Raw genomic sequence first — 20,201 nt, 5'->3', positions numbered from 1 at the left:
TTTAGCGTATCAAATCGACGACCATGAAAAAATCTACAATCTCACCCCAGGACCGGCTAAGTGCGCACATCACCGACCTGTTGGGCAGCCTGCGTTTTTTAGGCGCTTGCTTTGCTTTTATTCTGCTGTATTTTCTTTGGAATGCGGGCCTGCTCGGACTGCAGCCGATCGAACATTATCCTTTTGGCGGCCTGGAGCTGGGGGTCTCCATCTTTGCGATCTTTCTTTCCGTTACCGTACTGATCAGCCAGCACCGACAGCGGCAAATAGAAAAAGTGCGAGAGGCAGTGGAATTTGAGATCAATGTCCGCGCGGAAAGCGAGATCACCAAAATCCTTCATATGCTGGAGGTCATTCAAAAAAAACTGGGTGTTGACGAGCCGGATGTCGAACTGGAACAAATGAAAAAAAACACCGACCTGGAAAACTTGCACCGCGAAGCCAAAAAAGATTAAATCAGGCAGGCAGGGTAAACCAAAAGGTGCTGCTTCACCCAATACGTTTTTAGCACCTATCTCGCCGCCATGCTTTTCAATGATCAGTTTTTGCAAGCTCGACAAGGATTTTCAACTTTACAGGTAGCAAAGTTTTGTTTATTGATGGCGTAGAAGGATTAAAGTTGGTTGTACTCATAAGAGTTCCAGCAGCCAGGAATAGAATAACGAGAGGTTTTTTCATGATTGTTCAGGTTGGTTATAACCTGATCAATTGATTTGACAATTCAAAGCCAATCAACCTGTTTACGAGATAGTTGTGCAGCTTTCTTAGGAGCGTATAGCTATTAAACTCGATGATCTTTGTATACGCTGATCTTTAGGTTTTCCGCAGGACAACGGTTGATACGCAAATAATTCACCCGCTCCGCGCCGGTCAGGTTGCGATTAATCCATAGCTTCACATCTTTGCGCTCTAAAATGGCAGGCATACGATCGTGTATATTCGACATTGCAGAATTTGGTGGTACGGTGATCATTGCAAAATTGGGAATTAGAATGTTTGTTTTAATATCCATCCAAATATCCCATAGCCCGGCAATATAAAACGGCTGACCGTCCACGCGTTCAATCTTATAAGTTTTCTGATGTTCCGGGTTATACTCAAAGAATGCCTGAATACGTACAGCACAATGATGCCGACCGATTAATTCTTTCCAAAGCGGTACTAAAAACAGAGATTCAATGCGGGCGTGTTTATTCTTGCTGTGCATTCGATTATCATCTAACGACAATAATCCCCATCTATACTGCTGTACCTTGTTAGGTATTGCATCGGTAACCACAGGAAGCATGCTGCCCGGGTTACCTGAAGTATTTGATTTTACATTGTAAGCGCTACCATCACGCTTAATGATCTTCAAATCTTTTTGTTCGCCTATTTCTACGTGTCCACACATAATCAATAAATAACGATCAAAAATACTAAATATTTTAGCAATTAACTTAATAATTTAACTCAAACGATCATATCCGTTACCTGTGGCATCGTCGCCATGCGAAAGCACGCCAGTAACTAAGGAGCGCAGTACCTATTTACTAAGCTTATAATGCCAATCCGTTTCTTTCTTAGCAAGCGGTATAACCTTATCCGTATTAAAGGTTTCACTTATAAAGAACGTATGCCAATGGCTAACCTCCGAGATCATGTGCCTAACCGTGATGGTAATGGTGAGATCATTCCGCCCCGAACTAGTCATGTTTTGGTGGATCACCTTACAAACCTTGCGTACAAATTCATCAATATGCTGCTTCTTCTCATCGGGTGGGTAAAAAGTGGCCTTATAAAAATCCTGTTCAAAACGCCGCAGGTCAATGGAGAGCCCTCGCTGCGGGTCAAACTCGAACAGAAACTCCAGCTCCCGTTTTTTGATTTTGTGTAGTAATTTCGGATTGTTCCATACCCAATCCATCAGCTTTTGCTTTAGCAAGCCATAAAATTTTTCGGTGCCGTAATTCATTTGGCAACAACTATGTCTTTCCAGTTCGTCGTGTACTGCTTACTTAGATACTCCTGCTTCATTTTCCAGGTTTTGTCATACCCTTCTGCTGCCACCCGCAAAGCACCACGACCATAACGGGCATTAACATCGTCGATAAGATTACTCAATGCCTGTTGTTTGGTGTTATCGTAATTATTAAACATGTTGCACTGCACTTCACCTGCCGGTATGATCCCTGTTGCCCTTACACCTGTCTTCAGGTAATTATATCCCGGTTGCCAAATAGCCCTTAGTGCCTGTACACAAATCCCAGTAAGCTCCTGGGTACTGTTTGTCGCAAAAGGTACTTTCACCGTGATACTTGGATAATGCTGGTCATGCATAATATTATGCTTATTCGTTCGCAGGTAAATGGTCAATGTGAGCGCCATGCTTTTTTGCTGACGCAATTTGACCGCCACGGTTGCTGCATGCATGGCGGCTGCTTCTTCAATCTTTTCCAGCTCGGTTTGATAAGTATTAAAGCTTTGACTTGATTCGATACCCTTGGAGCGTTCAGCCACATCTTTAATGACATTGCAGGGCTTTCCCCATAATTCCTGGTGGAGCCGCCAGCCCTGTACCGTCATGTGCTGACGCACGAAATCCGGCTTAAGCAAACGGAAGTCCTCTGCCGTCCTGATATTAAACTCCTGTAATTTATCGTAATAAGCACGTCCTATACCCCAAACATCTTCGATAGGAAAGTCTTTAACAACCTTGTCAACCTTAGAATCAGTATCGAGTATCAGGTAGTTCCTTTTTAGCTTTTTGGCTGCCTTATTAGCCAGTTTAGCCAGCGCCATAGTCGGCCCTACACCTACGGTGATTGATAAGCCGGTATCCCGCATTACCTGACGGCTTATCTTTGCAACATGCTGATCTAAATCGATACCACTTATATTCCCTAAGGCCAGGAAAGCTTCATCAATACTATATACCATCAGCATATAGGTATATCGCGCAAGGTTATTCATCATTCTGGCGCTCATATCTGCGTAGAGTGCATAATTACTGCTGAAGATTACAGCATTGTGTTCCTGTAGTGTTTTGCGCACAAGAAACTCAGCATCTGCCATTTTTATACCCACGGCTTTAGCTTCATTGCTCCGGGCAATCACACAGCCATCATTGTTTGACAATACCACTACCACACGGCCTTTTAGAACCGGGTTAAAAAGCGTTTCACAGCTTACATAGCAATTATTGATATCAACATGCGCAAACACGGCTGTACCTCCCTGTTCGTTGTTGCGGCTGAAGTAAAGGGTTAAGTGTCAGCATAACTACTCCCCAGCATTCCCATTTATCCACGTCCCTGATAATTATCGTATCTCTAGCTGTATTTGCTTTTAAAAGCAGTTGATTTGGTTCCGGCGCATATTCCCGAACATAAAAGTCTCCTTCATGATTAAATACAACTATGCAACCAGGCACCGGTGCCAGTGACCTATCAATTACCAAGATATGATCTTCCAGAATATGGTAACCTGTCATCGCTTCGCTACCCATACGCATATAATACGTGTTGTCCGGATCGATGACAGTAATATCGGTAATGTCCAGTGCCGGTTCTTCATGGGTCAGCATCGGCAAACGAAAGCCTAACACATCTCTTTTAGTTGCTTGTTTCTTTATCCGCAGCATACTCTTCCTTATCCTCTCTTATGGTACAATAATGTTTAAAGCCTTCCGAAGGTCTTTGTTAATAGCTTTGTTTTGATCAAAGTGCTGCTTCAAGTGCCAAAATCTTGCACGATCAAACGAGCTCATGTTCAACCGCATATCGGGGAATGCTGCTTTGAGCGGACCGAGGCGGATATGATTGACCTCGCCGGTTGTTGCTGGCCTGAAGCCTTCCAAGGTCAGGATATCCTGCCTGAGCTTGTCGATGATTTCCTGTTTCTCGCCTGCCATAACATTTCAATTTGGGGATTACAAAACTATGCTAATATTTTTAGCAAAACACTACACTCTTTTACAATTTTTTTTTCACCTTTGTTTTAAATGAGAAGCAAGTTATCGGATAATAAGGTAGTAAGCGTGAAAACAGGGTCGGGACGCTGGATCCAGCTTGTTCCGGATACTACCGGCAGCTACTGCCTCTATGAGCCTCTGCCGGAGTTGCCATTGGGAAGATTATTGTTTGATCAGGAGGATAATTGGATTTACGACGGGGATTTATTAGACGTAAACGAGCAGGAAGATGTCGCTTCAGTGATCAGCGGGTGCCAGCGTGAGATGGACGAGTTGCTGAAAACTATTAAGCGGGGGTAATCACCAAAGAGACCATGGAAAAGAAATTTGAAATCATAAGGCAGGACGGCGATGACCTGATTTTTCTGACAACAACCGGGACCATTTTAAGCGTGATTACGCCTGCACAAAAGGCGGCACGGGCAAGCTGCGCAAGCGATGCATTTGAGTTTAGCGGAAACTGCATCAGCGTGCTCATTAATGACCTTGACCTGCCTGACACTTTGTTTCCGGTTACCCAGGTATACGACTTCCTGATCGTAAACAGTGAAACCATAAAAGCAAAATCGGCCATCGCGGACATCCGGGCGTCAATAGCATACTATTGCACCTCAATGCTGAAAGCCGGTATCCGACAAATCCAGATCATGGACCTGAACGGCCTGGACGAAGTTATCGCAGGTAACATCAACGAATTTGCTGAAAAGGTTATATATGATTTTAAGTATTTTGAAGGGGGAGATAAGAAGCTGATCTACCTGCCGGACGGCAGTTTTAAGATGGGGATCGAAGAACGTGAACTGAGAGATGCGGAAGACGGGCCTATCCTTTCGGCCGCGCTTTTACAGCCCTTTGTTGATGCGCAGCCTTTGCGTTTTAAATATGACGATTGGGAGATCAAGTCACGGTATGTGTTTACGATATTGGTCTGCGAACAGGAAATCGATGGCTTTATGAAGCCAAAAGCTATTTATTTTGATGCGCTTGATTTCTATTTCAGGCAGGTGTTGAGAACAAATAATTACCTGCCTGCTTTACCTTATCATTCCTATTTATTTAAAGACGGGTAATAAATTATTATGAAGAACGAGATGGATTATTTAGATTCCTTATCGGATCAGGACAAGGCTTACCGCGAAAATCTCGCGCCGGGCGACAGGGCATTGTATGACTATTTCGGCAACATGCCGGCAAAACTAAAGGACCAGGCCGGGACTTTTAAACTGGATTCGGCTATCGGCCCGGAACTGACTGTTGGTGACTGCACCCCTGAACTCTGGGCGAAGATAGGGCATACCGGCTGAACGCCGGTGATACTACGGGTTTCAGCGACCAATTTTATGATTTCCGATCTTCCTTTTGACTACGGTGTCCCGGATCATTCTTATCCTCTATAGATGCCGGAAATGTATCGTCCGCTGTCTAAAAAAACATTTCTTCGGGAATTTCCTTTCAGGATGGGAAGCCGAAAAAAATAACGGCGTCCACGCTATTATCGGGCTATCCCACGCTCGGACTGTTGTTCTTTTTTCAAAAGGTTTTCTGAGATGACCTGCGGAAGCAAGGTTTCATTAAGGGGAATGAGTTTAGCCTTTAGTACATCCTGCACAGGATATGTTTTTAGTAAAGTCAGGGTAACCAGCCCCTGTTCCTGTATAACAGCAATTGGATCCAATACCAGTTCATGAGGAATTTCGAGTAACATGACGTTTTGCGGCAATTCGGTCAACGTCTCTTCGGGTACATAGCGTTTATGGTCCGGTAAGTGATAATAGGACAGGTAGCCATCCTCCGATGGGGATAAGTCCATCGCGTTGATATCCAGTTTATTTCCGGGATTGGCGCTTTCCCGTAGCTCCCGGTTTTTCCAGTCGACTATAAAATCTGTTCCGGCTATATCTATGTGTGGAAGTACACCTGAGAGGCGTCTCAAGGTTAAATCATCCTGCGACATTGCAATTTCAGGTTCAGGCGGGGACCAGTTGTTATATTCCCTTATAAGCTTCATCGCAAAGGCCCGTGCGATAAAACACTCAATAGGGTCATCCAACCATTCTTCGAACGGGTAGGCTATGTACAGAAAATATTGCATGTCGAAAACGTCACCGTCCTCCCAGGTATCAAACTCGGCTTTGGCGGCCTCGAAATTCTTATGTTCGGCCATTTTAAAAAAAATATCACCGGGTGATAATTTACCGTATTTTTCTTCCAGTTCAGGAACACTGATCGTGCCGGAGCTTTGAAAAAGGACGTCTTCTTTATAATCCATGGAGTACGATTTAAGAGTGGCGCAGGAGATCAAATAAAAATCCCCGAACGCTCGCCGCCGGGGATTTCAACTTAAACCTTATCACAAGTGCAGCGAGTGTCTGCACGAATAATCCTGCAAATTAAAGAAATTCAGCTGTAACTTATTATCAATTCAGTAACGACGGGGGCCACGGGCTTTTGAGCGCATGTATTCCGCAAACATCCGTTCATTGAACCTCCTCGCGGCATCTTTTTTCATCCTGTTGTTGAGCCCCCAAAAAAAGAGTGCCCAAATACCCAGCATCACTCCATATAAGGGAAAAGGGTTTTTAGCACCGAGAGATCCCCAAAATGCGAAAGTGGAGATGCAAGCTGTAATAATAAAATAAAAGATATTCTTAATCATATTCAATATTTAAAAATACCGCTTTAAGAAACGGGAAACAAGCATAACACTTTAATTATGACTTAAAAAAATCCACATTTACGGAGATCAATTGTGGATAACATTAAAGAAAATCCTTCAACTGGCTGTACCGAGCAACTGGAGCAGAAAGGTATTGTTCCCTCGGGCTTTATCGGTCCGGCAAAGTGTTCTGATGCCAAACATTTGCTGAAAAGCGTGAAGTGATAACTTTTCGTGCAGCAAAACCATGCTCCGGCCGTTACAGGTTATCAGGATGTGTTCAGGTTTCAACTTGAGCCCGACGGCAAGTCCGATGATTGCGCAGGCGACAAAGATATCCATCGCTTTCCCTGTCAGGTCATCGCCGAACAGCAATATAAATTTACATTTCCCATATTTCGATCTAACCTCATCGATCTGAAGCACAGAAGGCAGGCTGCCAACGGCAACACAAGCCACCGCACCCAGATCGGGATAGCGGTGGCGTTTCAAGGTTAAGTAGGCTATGGCTTCCATAACCGAGCAGCATAATATAACTAACCTTGCTGTGGGGAGGCCAAACCGGCAAATGCCGGAAGTAGCCGGGACATAATGAAAGCCTTCGTCAAACAACTCGGCGTCACTACCAAAGTCGAACCTGACACGGCAGCCGAAAAACTGCTGGACCTCAAGGGGTACTCCCAGTTTATTCAGAAGCGGTACCATTACCTGAAACTTCTTCGTTTAGCATCAACCTGGATATGCCGGTTGTCTTTAACCGGATTGTCAGCCTGGAAATATTCGAAGGCCTGGTGATAGCCCGGGCTTAATTTTGCGGAGTCTTCCGGGTCCCTTTTCCTGTTGAAAAGCGCATTCAATCCTTTGTAAAGCACATAAGACATGCCGGCATCCATGAGTATAGAGGCGATCAGCGCCATTTTATTGGCTCGCATGCCATGCTTATCGACCGCGGAATAACTAAATTTGGTATGGTCTTCAATTTCAACCTCTTTCCCTTTCCGGTACCGTTCTTTTTGAGCGGGTGTTAAGCGTTCGTTGTTGACCATGTCCGGAGCCTGGACCAGATCGGTATCAGAAACAATAAACTCTCTTGTTTCCGGATCGTACTCCACCAGTAGCTCTTTTTTTCCGCCCATGCCGTCGCTGACTACTTTCTGCAGATTGGCTACTTCGCCTTTCTCCAATAATTCAGCTTCATCGTCTTCCAGGAAATCGGGTGTTGACGGTTTATGATAGACCGGATGGATCAGCAGGCCGGGTTTCCCCTGCTCATTAACCCGCAACGATACTTTAGCTTCCATGGCGGCAATGCGGATCCTGTCGTCTTTAAGGTTCTCAAGCCGGAGCAGGGAGGAGCGGCGACCCGAAAGGAGTGCGTTCAGATCATCGTCTTTGATCAACAGGCGGCCTTCGGCCGCCAGGCCGATGGTCTCGAGATCATCCATGGGCAATTCCGATTGTTTAAATTTGACCAGGTGCATTTTACCTCCCTATTTTGGTAGTTTGTTCTTGTTCCTGTTGTTCCGTTATCGCTGTTTCAATTTTGGGTGCGTTGTATTTCGCCTCCAGCAATGAATTATAGATCCCGTCCGTCGGTTTAAATACATTCTTTGCACCAAGCTCATTTTCTACTTTGATGCTTTTGTTGTTTCTTAATTCGAGCACCTTATAGGTCGTATCATTATAAACGATCTCCTCTCCTTTTTCAAACCCGCGCTGCTCCTCGGGTGCGAGGTCCTGCTCCTGTTTGCGGCTGACCCCGAGCAAGAGGTTTGCAGCTCTTTGCGCATCATTAGAGGCCCTTGACATCTGGAAAGGGTCATCCTTAAGCATCTTTGCCCATGTTCCTGCGTACGCCGCATGGTGCGGGAAATGATGACCGAGTTTCAGTTCGCCGCCGATGATCATGGCACCCAGCGCCGCGCGGAATTCTTCCCTGCCATATTCCAGGGAACCGAACATCCCATCCATCGGGCGGTTAAGACGGCTTTCATGACCACTCCAGTGGACCAACTGATGTACAGCGGATTGATAGTAAGCGGTTTCGTTTTCAAACCGGTCCTTTTCAGGCATATGGATCTCATCCTTTACCTTATCGTAAAACGCTTCCTTTCCGCCGTGTACGATGACCGCATTACTATTGGCGATCAGCTTTGCGGCTTTCTCAATTGGCGAAAGGTCGTTCGCCGGTGTTGTTTCTTTCAGATATTCTTCCAGCGACGTGATCCTGTTGATCTGGGAAGCGTTGAACAGGAAGGCCGTGGCGTTCTGCGGCTTGTCATAATCCACCACCCTGACCTGTGTTTTACCCTCTTCATCGAGGATCTTGCCGCCGTTATGGTCACGCATTGCCTGGATATCGCTCGTTTTCGGAAAGCTGATCAGCGTACCTTTAGCGCCTTCTTTTACGAAATAACCGCTGAAGCTTGCCTCTTTAGCGGATAGCCAGCGCGGATCATCGTACCCCCGGTTAGCGAGGTTAATGGCGTTCAGGGCGCTGTAGCCTTTTCCGGTGTTGGCGTTGACAGGCGTTACAAAAGCAGGCGAACCATTATCTTTTACCGGCTTTTGTAATAAAGATGTGCCATTTTTTAATTCTGAGATCAGTTTGTTCGCCACAATTTCATGCAGCGGCTTAAAGTTGTTAGCCATAGTTTTACAGATTAAGATTTGATAAAGAAATTGAAGCGGATCGGTACTGCGTCCCTGGTACCGAATAGAAAAATGCAGGTGTTCTGCTGTTACGCAGCCGGTTGCCCCGGTGATCCCGATCGGTTGCCCTGCAAATACGTGTTCGTTGCGCGCAACCAGGAATTTGCTCAAATGCGCATAACCAGACCTGAAGCCACCATGCTCGATTGAAATGTAATTGCCGGAGGCCTTATTGGTACAGGCCTGCTTGACCCGACCATCCGCGATGGCGAATACCGTATCATGATGCGCGCGAAGGTCGGTTCCGGCATGCAGCCAGAATTTACCGGTCAGCGGATGGATGCGATACCCAAATCCCGAGGTGACTTTCAGGCTTTTAAGAGGAAGACAAATTAATGCAAGGAACCATAAACCTTTCACCTGCCGATCATGCTGGCTTTGATATAGGAAATACTTTCGCTCAATGATTCCAGGCTGCCTTCCCAAACACCAGGATTATCTCGTGCGATTTCCAAAGCCTGCCATTGATCCTGTCCGCGGCCCATATCCTGAAGGTTACTGATCTTAAAGAGCGCTTTAAAATCGTTCAGGTCAAGATTCGACGCGTTTTTCATCAGGTCCGGAAAAAACCTGTCCCTGTCTTTCAGCCGCATGAGCTCAGCAGCCGGGTAACGGCCCTCACCCCCAGCCTCGAAGCTCAGGTAAACCTGATTCTCCAGGCTGTCTACATAGGTTATAATACCGATATTTCCTTTCCTCCCGCCGGGGTCGTGTTCCAGCTCCGGGTTTACTAGGGCCAGTGTGCCCAATAGTTCATTATTTTTCATGTTATTGTTATTACTGTCTGAGCGTGATTGGATCCGGAAGCGGATCATCAGCGGCCTAACTGTCGCGCTTGCGCGTTTTTCAGTTTATCTTCGATCGAAATCATGCTGACCTGTAAAGATTCGGGGTGTTCCCGTACCATTTTCATGGCTGTTAATGACTGAGGCTCTTTACCATAATCTAAGAGAAGCGCAATACTAGTGAGGTCTTTAAATTCCCAAGAGTAAAGATTATCGACATTTTGCTTGAGGTGATCATAGATTTCATCTGGTGTACGGAATACCAGCAATGCATTGCTTCCATAAAAACCATATTTTCCATCATCGAATTTTACGCGAATCAAGTCATCCTCTATGTTGGCCTCTGTAATTTCCCCTATCTCGCCATTCTTTTCTGCTGGATCACCCCAAAGCACGGGATGTACCAGAACGTTTTGGCCTATCAATTCTTCATTGTTCATGATGCTTGAGATTTAAATGTCCCTTTGGCGATGTTGGCCGGTGATACCGTAGAAAAGGTCTTGAACTTCAGGACGACATCATGTATTTCCTGGGTTATCCTGAAGAAGTTTTGAGTGAGTGTAGCCTCTTTACTATCCCCGAAGTCATAATACACCGGCAAAGGTTTATAGCCTTTTTCCTCACGGGCAATTTGCTTCATATCCAGGTTTACCCTGCAGTGGACTGCTGAGGTATTAAATTGTCCGGTGAATTTCTCCTGTGCATCGGCAGCTATGAGGCCGACCAGTTCACCCGCATTGAGCGAAGCAATTTTCCCCGCGGGGATCAGGTCCTCCAGCTTTTCGTTCAGGGAGGTTGAAGTTTTGTTGCGGTCAATAGAAAGGCCCTCCCCGATCTGTTTGGATTTACCAAACAGCCGTTCAAGCCATTCCAGGGTTTCCTTGTTCCTGACCGAGCCTGACAGCACATTGCCGACTACGGAAGTGATTGTCGCAGCAGTATCTTTCCCGTACTGTTGATTGAACTGCGGCAGCTCCTGCAGGCCGAGCAGCACCGCTACCTTATTACTTCTCGCAGTTGCGATCAGGTTTTCGATCTTATGAACGAATAGCGTAGGCACTTCATCCACGACCAAAGCGGATGGCAGGTTGCCCTTGGTGTTGATCAGCTTAGTGAGCCGGTTGATAATAATGGAGTAACAGGCCGAATTGATATTCTGCGTATTGGGATCGTTGGCCAACACCAGGATGCCCGGATGCTCTTTGGACGAGATCTTCAGATCAAAGTCGTCACCGGAGAATACCCAAAAAACTTCCTTCGTTGCCAATCGGCTTATAAATACTTTAAGTGTTCCGATCTGCCCTTCCAGTTGATCAAACGCCTTGGCGTTGTATGCCGTCATGAAGGGCGACATCAGGGATTTAAGTTCCGGCTCGGAAACCAGTGCGTTAAAGATCTCCTCGTAAGAGCGGTTCAGGAAGGCCAGGACATGCGGAGGGCTGGAATATTTACCGCCTTCATATTTACTCAAAAAATACACGCATGATGCAAGAAAATTGATAGCGGATTGCGTAAAGAACTGGTCGCTGCCTCCCGAGCTGTCCCCTTTTTTCAGCGCCTCTACTAATCCTTCCGCTGTTTCTGCGGCATCTGCAAGCGTCCTGATATACCCGGAACGCCAGGGATTGATACGGCGGCTTTTTTCCACATCATCGAGATTGATCACATGAAATTGAAAGCCTTTCATTTTGCCGCCCTGCCTGGCAAGCAGGTAATGGTAATAGGCGATGCGGCCAAGGTCCGGAAACTTGAAATCGTAGACACAAACGGCAAAGCCTTTGGCAATCAATTGCCTGATAAAGGGGTTAACAATACTAAAGGACTTTCCGCTCCCAGGCGTACCAATAAGGATCGTCCCCCTGAAGATGTTGCACAGGTTCATCCATCCTTTCCTTACCCGCTTGTTGTAATAAAACAACATGGGAATATTGACCGAGTAAGGAGTTTCCACCAATTTAACCGGCTGCATAAAGCTTTCAGCCTCCACGTTCCACTTATCCTTACCGAGGCCTGTGCTGATCAGTTTGGAAATATTATCCATGGAGAGGCTGACCATCAGCGCCCCGGCGAGGGAACAAAACTGTATAATACGGAGAAGTTGACCAGGTGATTCCGTGGCAAATTGACCACCTAAAGTGCTGGCGAACGAGCGCAGCGAACGCTGTAGAAGCGTTGTCAAAAGTAGTTATTTAAAGTGTGTTTTGCAGATAGCTTTTTTCGGGCTCTGCCGGCCTTCTTTTTCTCATCGACTCTCCTTTCAGTTCCATCCGGTGCGCATCATGCACGATACGGTCAAGGATAGCATCAGCGATCGTCTTTTCACCAATGACCTCATACCATTTACTGACCGGCAGCTGAGAGGTGATGATCAGCGATGTCTTACCGTGCCTGTCCTCAATGATCTCCATCAGTGCAGCCCTGCTCTGCGCATCAAAAGGCTGTATACCGAAGTCATCCAGGATCAGTAGTTGCTGGCGTTCCAGTTTGGCGACATCCTTCATGTAGGAACCATCTGCCTTGGCCATCTTCAGCTTAGCGAAGAGCTTGGGTGTACTGGCATAGAACACGCGGTAACCCAGTATGCAGGCCTGGTGTCCGATAGCAGAAGCAATGTAGCTTTTGCCGATACCGGTGCTGCCTGTGATCAGCAGGTTCTCATTACGGTCAATAAAGTGACAGTCTGCCAAACGCATCACCTGGTTGCGGTCGATGCTGCGATCTGCATGATAATGAATGTTCTCTACCGATGCTTTATAGCGGAACTTGGCGTACATGATGGTACGCTCTATGCGCCTGTTCTGCCGGTCGTCCCATTCGGCCTCTACCAGGTGAGCCAGCAGTTCATCAGTAGTGTATTCAGCGGTCTGGCCCGTTTCCAGGCAGCTTTTAAAGGCATGGTACATGCCAAAGAACTTCAGCTTGCGAAGTTTGTCCAAGGTGTTCGTGTTCATATCGATCTATTTATTAATGGTTATTTATAGTAGTTCTCTCCACGGATATTGTCATGGCTGGGCATAGGCAGTTCGTCAGCAAATAAGCTATCCTCGTAGCTGTCCATCTTGTTCTCCAGTATCTGCTGTATAGTCTTGTAGTTATAAACGCCATAACCGAGTGCACGCCTGCAGGCACTGGCCAGCCTTTCGTTACCTGCCTTACGCGCCAGGCTGAGGATACCGATACAGGAGCGGTAAGCTTGTTCCGGGTGTTGCTTCCGGTCCAGTATCTTCAGGATGTAAAGCCTCACATCCTCATGAATGGATGCCGCCCATTCCAGGAACTTATCGGGTGTCCATTCGGTCATAAAGCGGTGTGTCGAAGCCAGGTGGTCTTTATCCGTAGTATAGCTGTAAGGGCTTTTGATACGCCTGTGCATGGCAATGCGTTCGTAGTGGTAATAGACCTCTACGTTGGTGCGGGAATACAGCAGTTTGACCTTCCTGCCGATGAAGCGGTACGGTACGCTGTAGTAGTGTTTGTCGATACCAAGACAAACATGCCCGTTCTTCATTACGGTGGCCTGGTGCTGCCGTTTGAACTCATAACGTAATGCCGGTAATGGCGAGAGAGCCTGGCGTTCTATCTCCTCGAACTGGAGCTTTCTGCTGTAATTGCGGCCTTTCAGCGGCTGGCTGTTATGTGCTTCTAAAGCGACCTTGACCGCTGTGTTCAGTTCTGCAAGGGTATGATAGGCCTCTTTGCGAATAGGTGCGTAGATACGGCTGTAAACGATCTTAACAGCTCCTTCTACCAGTGCTTTGTCGCGAGGGCGGTACGCCCTCGCTGGTAAGATGGTCGTTCCGTAATGGTCGGCAAAGTCGGCAAAGGTCTCGTTCAGTGTTGGCTCATAGCGGTTGCTTTTGGTAACGGCAGCCTTCAGGTTGTCGGGAACGATGGCGGCAGGTACGCCGCCATAAAAGTGCAGGGCATTCTCGCAGGCTGCTATAAAGTCTTCTTTCTGCTGGCTCAGCACAGCTTCAACATAGGTCAATTGACTGGCGCCAAGGATAGCAACGAACACCTCGGCCTCAATGACCTCACCGGTATCCTTGTCCGTTATGCTTAGCTTTTCACCGGCAAAGTCCACATACAGCTTATCACCGGCTTTATGATCCAGGTGCATTGTGGGGTTCACGCGGGCTTTCCACTGGTTGTAATAAAAGCAGAATTGGGTGTATTTGAACCCGTCAGGGAACTCTTTGATATAAGCTTCCCACAGGATGCGGCGGTTCATACCGACCCGCTTTAGCTCTTTATCTATTTGCGGGAAACATCGTTGCAGGGCTACCATCCGCTTGTCCGGAGGGCGTTCACTGCTTTTGCCAAAGAAGTCCTCCAGCTCTTTATCATTAAGGGTATTGATCTCTTCGAACGTAAAGCCGCTGGCATCGAACGCAATAAGGTACTTCTTTGCGGTATTGCGTGACACGCCGGTCTGGGCCGCTATCGATAGCTTGCTGCGGCCCTGGCTGTACATCCTTAGGATCTGTCTTATCTTACTCATGCTTATCGTAGTGTTGGCCATTAGTGAAGTTGTTAAACCTCAAAAATAGGCCTGCTTCTACAGCATAAGCGGCTCGTTCGGGGTGGTCAGTTTCCTCCGAAATCAGGTGGTCACTTTCCCGCGGAATCGGTGGTCAGTTTGCGCCGAAATCAGGTGGTCAATATCAGCGAATTCTCCAGCTGTGCAGCTGGCAGCTGCCGAAGCCGCCTTCAATGCGGAGAATTCAGGTCAGTCAGCGGAATCCGTTCAGACTGCCGCCGCGAACGCGACAACCAGTACCCTGGAAAATATGGGATATTCGAATAATGACCAGGACGAGTTTTATGATTTCGACGATTATGATGATTCCAGCAGTTCATCGACAGGCAGCGATGATGATTTTTATGATGCCCCCGGATATGATGACAGCAGCAGCAATGACTACGACGATTATGACAGCGGTTATGACGACAGCGGATCAGGAATGACACCGGATGAATGGGAAGAGTACGAGGAATATGGTGTGACTTCATTCTAATTACCTGACAGTTGCTTAGAAGTTTTCCTACGGACAGACAATTGGACATGATGGACTGCGGTCCGTCATGTCTTAAAATTATTGCCAAATACTACGGCAAGTACTATTCCTTACAGCACCTTCGCGATAAATGTGGCGTCAGTCGGGAGGGTGTCTCTTTTCTTGACCTAAGCTATGCCGGGGACAGTATCGGCCTTCGCTCCCTGGCAACGAGTTCCTCGATAGATGACCTTATATACAAAGTTCCCCTGCCGGCCATTATCCATTGGGACAACAGCCACTTCGTAGTTGTATATAAAATTTCGGCGAAAAAAGTATACCTGTCCGACCCGGCGAAAGGGTTGGTCTCCTACCCGGTCAGAGACCTGGAGCGCTATTGGTACGATGAAAGCGGAGCGCGGGGCTCCGTGCTGATCCTGGAGCCGCAGGCGGATTTCAAGCAGCGCGAGGCCGGCGACCGCATCGAACGGAAAAAAACCATTGAAAACATCATTGCCTACTTTATTCCTTATAAGCGCAGTTTTCTTAACGTTTTCGTGGTCATGCTGGTGGCAACGCTTTTACAAGCTTTCCTGCCTTTTATTTCCAAAGCAGTTATTGATATCGGTATCCACACCAATGACCTTCATTTTATCAATATCGTACTGATCGCCAATATAACGATCATTCTCTGCATGACACTTTCTAACGCAGTCCGGGACTGGATCCTCCTGCATGTTACCTCCAGGATCAACATCGCGCTGATCTCCGATTACCTGATCAAGATCATGCGGCTTCCGGTAACCTTCTTTGAAAACAAAATGGTGGGCGATATCCTGCAGCGGGCCAACGATAATGAAAGGATCCGGAGCTTCATCACCAACAATTCCCTGAACCTCCTTTTTTCCGGCCTGACATTCCTGATTTTCAGTATCATCCTGCTGATCTATAACGGGATAATGTTTTCGATCTTTTTTGCCGGCAGTGTACTGTATATTTTCTGGGTGCTTGCCTTCATGAAGATCCGGAAAAAGATCGACTGGGAGTATTTCAGCCTTGTTTCAAAAAATCAAAGTTTTTGGGTAGAGACAGTCAGTGCGATAACCGATATCAAACTCAATAACTATGAGACCAAAAAAAGGTGGAGGTGGGAAAAAATCCAGGCCCAGATCTTTAAGCTTAACCAGAAGACCCAGGCGATATCGAACTGGCAAAGCTCTGGTGCCCAGTGCATAGATAGCCTGAAAAACCTATTGATCACCTTCTTTGCGGCGAGGGCGGTAATTGCCGGGGATATTACGTTCGGCGTAATGATCTCGACACAGTTTATCATCGGAATGCTGAGCGGACCTATAAACCAGTTTGTGTCATTCATTATTTCAGCGCAGTACGCGCAAATCAGTTTCCTGCGTTTAAATGAAGTCCACCAGATCCCGGATGAGGAAGAAGACGAAAAACTGAACGATATCCAGTTGCCGTTAAACAAGAGCCTGGTGCTGAAAAACCTGTCCTTTCAGTATCACCATCATGGCACGCTTATCCTAAAGAATATCAACCTGATCATTCCCGAAGGAAAAGTGACCGCTATCGTTGGGGATAGTGGCAGCGGAAAATCCACCCTGCTGAAAATCCTGCTGCGTCTTTATAAGCCTTCCTATGGCGAATTATGTATCGGCGACATGAACCTCAATACTTTAAGCTTACGGAACTGGCGAAATGTGTGCGGCGCAGTGATGCAGGACGGAAAAATCTTCAGCGATACCATCCTGAACAATATTGTGCTGGAAGATGAAAAAATTGATTTCGAACGTCTCAAACAGGCCGTTTCAGCGGCCAATATCGCGACGGAGATCGAGCAGCTCCCCTTAGGATATAACACGGTTATGGGTGAAATGGGCAGAGGGCTGAGCGGGGGCCAAAAACAACGCATACTCATTGCGAGGGCTTTATATAAAAACCCGGACTTCCTGTTTTTTGATGAAGCGACCAACGCACTGGACGCGATCAACGAGCAAAAGATCGTCCAAGCCTTGGATAATGTTTTTAAAGGTAAAACCGTGATTGTGGTGGCGCACAGGCTGAGCACGATCAGGAAGGCTGACCAGATCGTCGTGTTGAAGGACGGCTCAGTTATGGAAACCGGCAACCATGAAACCCTGATGCGGCATAGGGGGCATTATTTCAATCTAATCCAAAGCCAGTTCGACAACGGAATGGAGAACCAGCCTGTTACTAATCCGGCCGTTAAAACGGCCTCCCTGGAACGTTTATCAGACCTGCTATGAAAAACAACGACCTTAACGCTGAGGTTTACCGGAAGCGAAGCGAAGAAATACAGGATATCGTGGAACGTATGCCCACAAAATTCGGGCTGATCGTTGCTTCGGTTGTACTTGGCTTGTTCCTGCTGCTGCTTTGCGCAGGGTATTGCATCAGTTACCCGGATACCGTGCAGGGACAGATCGTCATCAATACACGGTTCTCGCCGGTGAAACTGGTCGCGAACACTTCCGGTAAACTAACACTTACAAAGTATCGGGCCAACGGAAGGGTCAAAACCGGGGACTATATTGCCTATATCCAGAATTCCGCGAATGTCGATGATATCAGGCAGATCGACCGTTTGCTCAGCAAGTTTGACGTCCATTCTCCAAAACTGGCTGCCTGCTACCCTTTGTTTCCATCGCGGAGTTCGCTGGGTGAGATCAACACCAAATATGCCGCATTTCTGAATGCACTCCAGCAATACTACAATTACGAGCGCAAAAACGTCTATCAACAGCAGCAGCAAAGCCTGAACAATGAGATCAGGCAGCTCAGGGAACTCCTCGTCAACAATACGGGCCTTATGCAGACCAAGCAACACAATATGATGCTGTCCAAAAAGATGGCTGACCGGGACTCTATCCTGCTGTCGGAAAAAGCAGTTGACGAGGATGACGCCGATCACAGCAAGGTTACATATCTCAACAGTAAAGAGAGCTTTCAGGCCGTTAAGAACGAGCTGATAACGGCGAAAGAACAAATCAGTAATGACGAAGGCAAGCTTGAAGAACTCGACGTTCAACAAAGCGACAAAGAGAAGGAAATGCGTCTCGATATCTTGTCTTCATTCAACGACCTGAAAGATAACATCAAGGCCTGGGAGGAAAAGTATGTATTCAAAGCGACTGTCGATGGCAGACTGGATTTTTCAAAATTCTGGTCTAATGACCAGTTCGTGCAGGCGGGAGAAGAAGTGTTCTCCGTTATCCCGGTCGATAACCGAATCATCGGGCAGATGGAACTGCCGGCTCATGGGGCGGGAAAGGTCAAACCCGGACAAACGGTCATTATCAAACTGGACAATTATCCCTTTGAGGAATATGGGTCGGTAAAGGGTAAAGTTAGATCCATTTCGCTGATGACCAACACCGTTAAAACTAGCAATCAAACCCCGGTCGACATGTACCTGCTCGAGGTTGATCTTCCCGATGGCCTGGTCAGTCATTTCGGTTCGAAACTAGGATTTAAAACACAACTTAAGGGATCAGCCGACGTGATCAGTAGTGAAAAGCGGCTGATTGAACGTTTTTTTGACAATCTCACTTATATTTCTGACAAGGATAAATCATGAAATGGTTCTGGCTTACCGTTTTACTGTGCTGTTCCATGTTCTGCAGCGGGCAGGAAAAAAAAAGGCTAACCATAGCCCAGATGACCTCAGACTTTGATTTCCTGACCGCCGTGCTGCAAATCGCACACCCCAGCCTTTACCGGTATACGCCCAGGGATACGCTGGATAAATACGCCCGCGTTACCCGTGCCAGGTTTAATCGTCCGATGACTGAAATCCAGTTTTGGTTCATTGTCCAGCATTTTGTCGCAGCTGTCAGGTCCGGGCATACCCGGCTGGAACCGGATGATGAGTTCATGAACCGATATAGGCTGGCCCCGCATGAGATACTTCCTTTTCACATCTATATCAGCGGGAACCGGATTTTTGTTAAAGGTTTTATCAGGTCAGGAAATACGACAATCCTGCCTAATTCGGAGATCACGGCCATTGACGGGGAAAGCGCCCGTGAATTATTGAATCATTACCGAACGCTCGTTTCTGGGGACGGGTATAACATGAGCCTGAAAAATTACCTGCTGGAAAACGGGCGATTCAATTTTTTGTATGAGCTGGCCCATCCCGGAAAAACTCAATTCAAGCTCGCGCTGCGGACCACGGTCGGCAAAGATACTACCGTGATGGTCCTGGCCGCAGATCGCTATGTTCCGGCGGGACCACCTTCAATCGCGACAGGTGGTGTACCGGGCGAGTTCAGGCTTAAAGGTATGTTTCCGGCGGACACTACTGAAAAAAGGCTTCTTTTTGACCAGAACTCGGGCGCCGTGATCGTAAAACTTCCTGATTTTTCCTATGCCAATTACCTCGATTTCCATAAATCCCTTTTTGCGCAGATCAAAGCTCATGCTGCAACGAAACTTTTTATCGACCTGAGGGGTAACCTGGGCGGCCGGGATTTTATCTGCGCAGACCTTCTCAGATATATGATCGGTAAACCCTTTATATTCACTCGGCTGGAAGAGAGCAGGGTCGAGGTAAGTGATTTTGAAGAGAAAAACCAGAACCACGACCTCTTACATGTCCAAAACGGTTTTCATTCGCTGAGATATCCTATCAATGAAACCTTACATCCTTATGCTGAGCGGTTCAAAGGCAGGATCTATGTGATTATCGACGGCGGAACATATTCTTCCGCAGCCTTATTTGCCGCAGCTCTGAAATTACAAACAAATTGTACGCTCATAGGACAGGAAAGCGGCGGCAACCTGGCCGGCTGTGATGGCGGGCACATCGCCGAGGTGATACTCCCGGGAAGCAAACTCAGGCTCTTCCTGCCCCTTCTGTGGACATATTCCGCCAGTACCGCGCCGGATGACGGGCACGGCATCATGCCGGAAATCTTTCTTCCGGTTTCCGCGGCCGCGTTACCGTATAAAGCACTGGTCGACGCTGTTCCCTGATCATTGCCAGTTCAGGGATGCCCTCGTTTTTAGTCTGAAGTAGCTACGTGGAAGCCGATGAATTGCTTAGTCCGAAAGTTGCG

The 20,201-nt window shown here is 47.2% G+C and carries 23 protein-coding genes; 8 read left to right on the top strand and 15 right to left on the bottom strand.

Annotated elements, in window-relative coordinates; genetic code table 11:
- The first annotated feature begins 23 nt into the window (after positions 1-23).
- Positions 24-455, top strand: a complete 432-nt coding sequence (locus tag MTO98_RS07585; RefSeq protein WP_243486001.1) for a DUF1003 domain-containing protein — start codon at positions 24-26, stop codon at positions 453-455.
- A 326-nt stretch (positions 456-781) separates the two neighbouring features.
- Here MTO98_RS07585 and MTO98_RS07580 read toward each other — a convergent pair whose 3' ends face one another.
- The 5 genes from MTO98_RS07580 to MTO98_RS07560 form a co-directional block, all read right to left on the bottom strand.
- Positions 782-1,393: an SOS response-associated peptidase gene (locus tag MTO98_RS07580; protein WP_243486000.1), complete on the bottom strand. Its 612-nt coding sequence runs from the start codon at positions 1,391-1,393 to the stop codon at positions 782-784.
- A 132-nt stretch (positions 1,394-1,525) separates the two neighbouring features.
- On the bottom strand, positions 1,526-1,954 hold the full coding sequence (locus MTO98_RS07575) for a hypothetical protein (protein ID WP_243485999.1): 429 nt from the start codon (positions 1,952-1,954) through the stop codon (positions 1,526-1,528).
- Positions 1,951-3,204 carry a Y-family DNA polymerase gene (locus tag MTO98_RS07570; protein ID WP_243485998.1) on the bottom strand — a complete coding sequence of 418 codons (1,254 nt, stop codon included), beginning with the start codon at positions 3,202-3,204 and terminating at the stop codon, positions 1,951-1,953. The genes MTO98_RS07575 and MTO98_RS07570 overlap by 4 nt, the downstream gene beginning before the upstream one ends.
- On the bottom strand, positions 3,188-3,622 hold the full coding sequence (locus tag MTO98_RS07565; RefSeq protein ID WP_243485997.1) for a LexA family transcriptional regulator: 435 nt from the start codon (positions 3,620-3,622) through the stop codon (positions 3,188-3,190). The genes MTO98_RS07570 and MTO98_RS07565 overlap by 17 nt, the downstream gene beginning before the upstream one ends.
- 18 nt (positions 3,623-3,640) lie before the next feature.
- Positions 3,641-3,892: a hypothetical protein gene (locus MTO98_RS07560; protein ID WP_243485996.1), complete on the bottom strand. Its 252-nt coding sequence runs from the start codon at positions 3,890-3,892 to the stop codon at positions 3,641-3,643.
- Positions 3,893-3,982: 90 nt separating this feature from the next.
- Here MTO98_RS07560 and MTO98_RS07555 point away from each other — a divergent pair, with 90 nt between their 5' ends.
- Genes MTO98_RS07555 through MTO98_RS07545 form a run of 3 tightly spaced genes read left to right on the top strand, consistent with a single transcriptional unit; the run spans position 3,983 to position 5,256 of the window.
- Positions 3,983-4,252, top strand: a complete 270-nt coding sequence (locus MTO98_RS07555; protein WP_243485995.1) for a hypothetical protein — start codon at positions 3,983-3,985, stop codon at positions 4,250-4,252.
- Positions 4,253-4,266: 14 nt separating this feature from the next.
- Positions 4,267-5,022 (top strand): hypothetical protein, encoded by a 756-nt coding sequence (locus MTO98_RS07550; RefSeq protein WP_243485994.1) that lies wholly within the window; start codon positions 4,267-4,269, stop codon positions 5,020-5,022.
- Positions 5,023-5,031: 9 nt separating this feature from the next.
- Entirely contained in the window at positions 5,032-5,256 is a 225-nt protein-coding gene (locus MTO98_RS07545; RefSeq protein WP_243485993.1) for a hypothetical protein, read from the top strand.
- Between the two features lie 188 nt (positions 5,257-5,444).
- Here MTO98_RS07545 and MTO98_RS07540 read toward each other — a convergent pair whose 3' ends face one another.
- The 10 genes from MTO98_RS07540 to istA form a co-directional block, all read right to left on the bottom strand.
- The gene (locus tag MTO98_RS07540; protein WP_243485992.1) at positions 5,445-6,221 is read right to left on the bottom strand and encodes a hypothetical protein; all 777 of its coding nucleotides are present in this window, start codon (positions 6,219-6,221) and stop codon (positions 5,445-5,447) included.
- A gap of 153 nt (positions 6,222-6,374) precedes the next feature.
- Complete coding sequence (locus MTO98_RS07535) at positions 6,375-6,608, bottom strand: hypothetical protein (RefSeq protein ID WP_243485991.1); 234 nt, start codon at positions 6,606-6,608, stop codon at positions 6,375-6,377.
- Positions 6,609-6,725: 117 nt separating this feature from the next.
- Positions 6,726-7,313, bottom strand: coding sequence for a hypothetical protein (locus tag MTO98_RS07530; protein WP_243485990.1), 588 nt, complete (start codon positions 7,311-7,313; stop codon positions 6,726-6,728).
- Complete coding sequence (locus MTO98_RS07525; RefSeq protein ID WP_243485989.1) at positions 7,313-8,053, bottom strand: DUF4099 domain-containing protein; 741 nt, start codon at positions 8,051-8,053, stop codon at positions 7,313-7,315. Before MTO98_RS07525 ends, MTO98_RS07530 begins: the two co-directional genes overlap by 1 nt.
- A 37-nt stretch (positions 8,054-8,090) precedes the next feature.
- Complete coding sequence (locus MTO98_RS07520) at positions 8,091-9,746, bottom strand: zincin-like metallopeptidase domain-containing protein (RefSeq protein WP_243485988.1); 1,656 nt, start codon at positions 9,744-9,746, stop codon at positions 8,091-8,093.
- On the bottom strand, positions 9,677-10,087 hold the full coding sequence (locus tag MTO98_RS07515; RefSeq protein ID WP_243485987.1) for a hypothetical protein: 411 nt from the start codon (positions 10,085-10,087) through the stop codon (positions 9,677-9,679). The genes MTO98_RS07520 and MTO98_RS07515 overlap by 70 nt, the downstream gene beginning before the upstream one ends.
- Before the next feature lie 47 nt (positions 10,088-10,134).
- Complete coding sequence (locus MTO98_RS07510; protein WP_243485986.1) at positions 10,135-10,545, bottom strand: hypothetical protein; 411 nt, start codon at positions 10,543-10,545, stop codon at positions 10,135-10,137.
- A complete protein-coding gene (locus tag MTO98_RS07505) occupies positions 10,542-12,284 on the bottom strand; it encodes a type IV secretory system conjugative DNA transfer family protein (RefSeq protein ID WP_243485985.1) in 1,743 nt (580 codons plus the stop codon). The genes MTO98_RS07510 and MTO98_RS07505 overlap by 4 nt, the downstream gene beginning before the upstream one ends.
- Before the next feature lie 10 nt (positions 12,285-12,294).
- Entirely contained in the window at positions 12,295-13,056 is a 762-nt protein-coding gene (istB, locus tag MTO98_RS07500; RefSeq protein WP_119407387.1) for an IS21-like element helper ATPase IstB, read from the bottom strand.
- Positions 13,057-13,076: 20 nt separating this feature from the next.
- A complete protein-coding gene (gene istA, locus MTO98_RS07495) occupies positions 13,077-14,606 on the bottom strand; it encodes an IS21 family transposase (RefSeq protein ID WP_243481480.1) in 1,530 nt (509 codons plus the stop codon).
- A gap of 289 nt (positions 14,607-14,895) precedes the next feature.
- Between istA and MTO98_RS07490 the strand changes: the two genes are divergently transcribed.
- The 4 genes from MTO98_RS07490 to MTO98_RS07475 are packed head-to-tail and all read left to right on the top strand — an operon-like array spanning position 14,896 to position 20,118.
- Positions 14,896-15,123, top strand: coding sequence for a hypothetical protein (locus MTO98_RS07490; protein ID WP_243485984.1), 228 nt, complete (start codon positions 14,896-14,898; stop codon positions 15,121-15,123).
- Positions 15,124-15,134: 11 nt separating this feature from the next.
- Positions 15,135-17,387: a peptidase domain-containing ABC transporter gene (locus MTO98_RS07485; RefSeq protein ID WP_243485983.1), complete on the top strand. Its 2,253-nt coding sequence runs from the start codon at positions 15,135-15,137 to the stop codon at positions 17,385-17,387.
- Complete coding sequence (locus MTO98_RS07480; RefSeq protein ID WP_243485982.1) at positions 17,384-18,718, top strand: HlyD family secretion protein; 1,335 nt, start codon at positions 17,384-17,386, stop codon at positions 18,716-18,718. The genes MTO98_RS07485 and MTO98_RS07480 overlap by 4 nt, the downstream gene beginning before the upstream one ends.
- Positions 18,715-20,118, top strand: coding sequence for a S41 family peptidase (locus MTO98_RS07475; protein WP_243485981.1), 1,404 nt, complete (start codon positions 18,715-18,717; stop codon positions 20,116-20,118). The genes MTO98_RS07480 and MTO98_RS07475 overlap by 4 nt, the downstream gene beginning before the upstream one ends.
- Positions 20,119-20,201: the final 83 nt, after the last annotated feature.

The organism is Mucilaginibacter sp. SMC90, from assembly GCF_022811725.1.
Classification (GTDB): domain Bacteria; phylum Bacteroidota; class Bacteroidia; order Sphingobacteriales; family Sphingobacteriaceae; genus Mucilaginibacter.
Note: the sequence above shows the minus strand (reverse complement) of the source record. Positions and strands in the feature narration are given on the sequence as shown.

Excerpts from the sequence above, each read along its gene's own strand:
- MTO98_RS07585 (WP_243486001.1), top strand. The coding sequence starts at position 24 with ATGAAAAAATCTACAATCTCACCCCAGGACCGGCTAAGTGCGCACATC.
- MTO98_RS07580 (WP_243486000.1), bottom strand. The coding sequence starts at position 1,393 with ATGTGTGGACACGTAGAAATAGGCGAACAAAAAGATTTGAAGATCATT.
- MTO98_RS07575 (WP_243485999.1), bottom strand. The coding sequence starts at position 1,954 with ATGAATTACGGCACCGAAAAATTTTATGGCTTGCTAAAGCAAAAGCTG.
- MTO98_RS07565 (WP_243485997.1), bottom strand. The coding sequence starts at position 3,622 with ATGCTGCGGATAAAGAAACAAGCAACTAAAAGAGATGTGTTAGGCTTT.
- MTO98_RS07560 (WP_243485996.1), bottom strand. The coding sequence starts at position 3,892 with ATGGCAGGCGAGAAACAGGAAATCATCGACAAGCTCAGGCAGGATATC.
- MTO98_RS07555 (WP_243485995.1), top strand. The coding sequence starts at position 3,983 with ATGAGAAGCAAGTTATCGGATAATAAGGTAGTAAGCGTGAAAACAGGG.
- MTO98_RS07550 (WP_243485994.1), top strand. The coding sequence starts at position 4,267 with ATGGAAAAGAAATTTGAAATCATAAGGCAGGACGGCGATGACCTGATT.
- MTO98_RS07545 (WP_243485993.1), top strand. The coding sequence starts at position 5,032 with ATGAAGAACGAGATGGATTATTTAGATTCCTTATCGGATCAGGACAAG.
- MTO98_RS07540 (WP_243485992.1), bottom strand. The coding sequence starts at position 6,221 with ATGGATTATAAAGAAGACGTCCTTTTTCAAAGCTCCGGCACGATCAGT.
- MTO98_RS07535 (WP_243485991.1), bottom strand. The coding sequence starts at position 6,608 with ATGATTAAGAATATCTTTTATTTTATTATTACAGCTTGCATCTCCACT.
- MTO98_RS07530 (WP_243485990.1), bottom strand. The coding sequence starts at position 7,313 with ATGGTACCGCTTCTGAATAAACTGGGAGTACCCCTTGAGGTCCAGCAG.
- MTO98_RS07525 (WP_243485989.1), bottom strand. The coding sequence starts at position 8,053 with ATGGATGATCTCGAGACCATCGGCCTGGCGGCCGAAGGCCGCCTGTTG.
- MTO98_RS07515 (WP_243485987.1), bottom strand. The coding sequence starts at position 10,087 with ATGAAAAATAATGAACTATTGGGCACACTGGCCCTAGTAAACCCGGAG.
- MTO98_RS07510 (WP_243485986.1), bottom strand. The coding sequence starts at position 10,545 with ATGAACAATGAAGAATTGATAGGCCAAAACGTTCTGGTACATCCCGTG.
- istB (WP_119407387.1), bottom strand. The coding sequence starts at position 13,056 with ATGAACACGAACACCTTGGACAAACTTCGCAAGCTGAAGTTCTTTGGC.
- istA (WP_243481480.1), bottom strand. The coding sequence starts at position 14,606 with ATGAGTAAGATAAGACAGATCCTAAGGATGTACAGCCAGGGCCGCAGC.
- MTO98_RS07490 (WP_243485984.1), top strand. The coding sequence starts at position 14,896 with ATGGGATATTCGAATAATGACCAGGACGAGTTTTATGATTTCGACGAT.
- MTO98_RS07480 (WP_243485982.1), top strand. The coding sequence starts at position 17,384 with ATGAAAAACAACGACCTTAACGCTGAGGTTTACCGGAAGCGAAGCGAA.
- MTO98_RS07475 (WP_243485981.1), top strand. The coding sequence starts at position 18,715 with ATGAAATGGTTCTGGCTTACCGTTTTACTGTGCTGTTCCATGTTCTGC.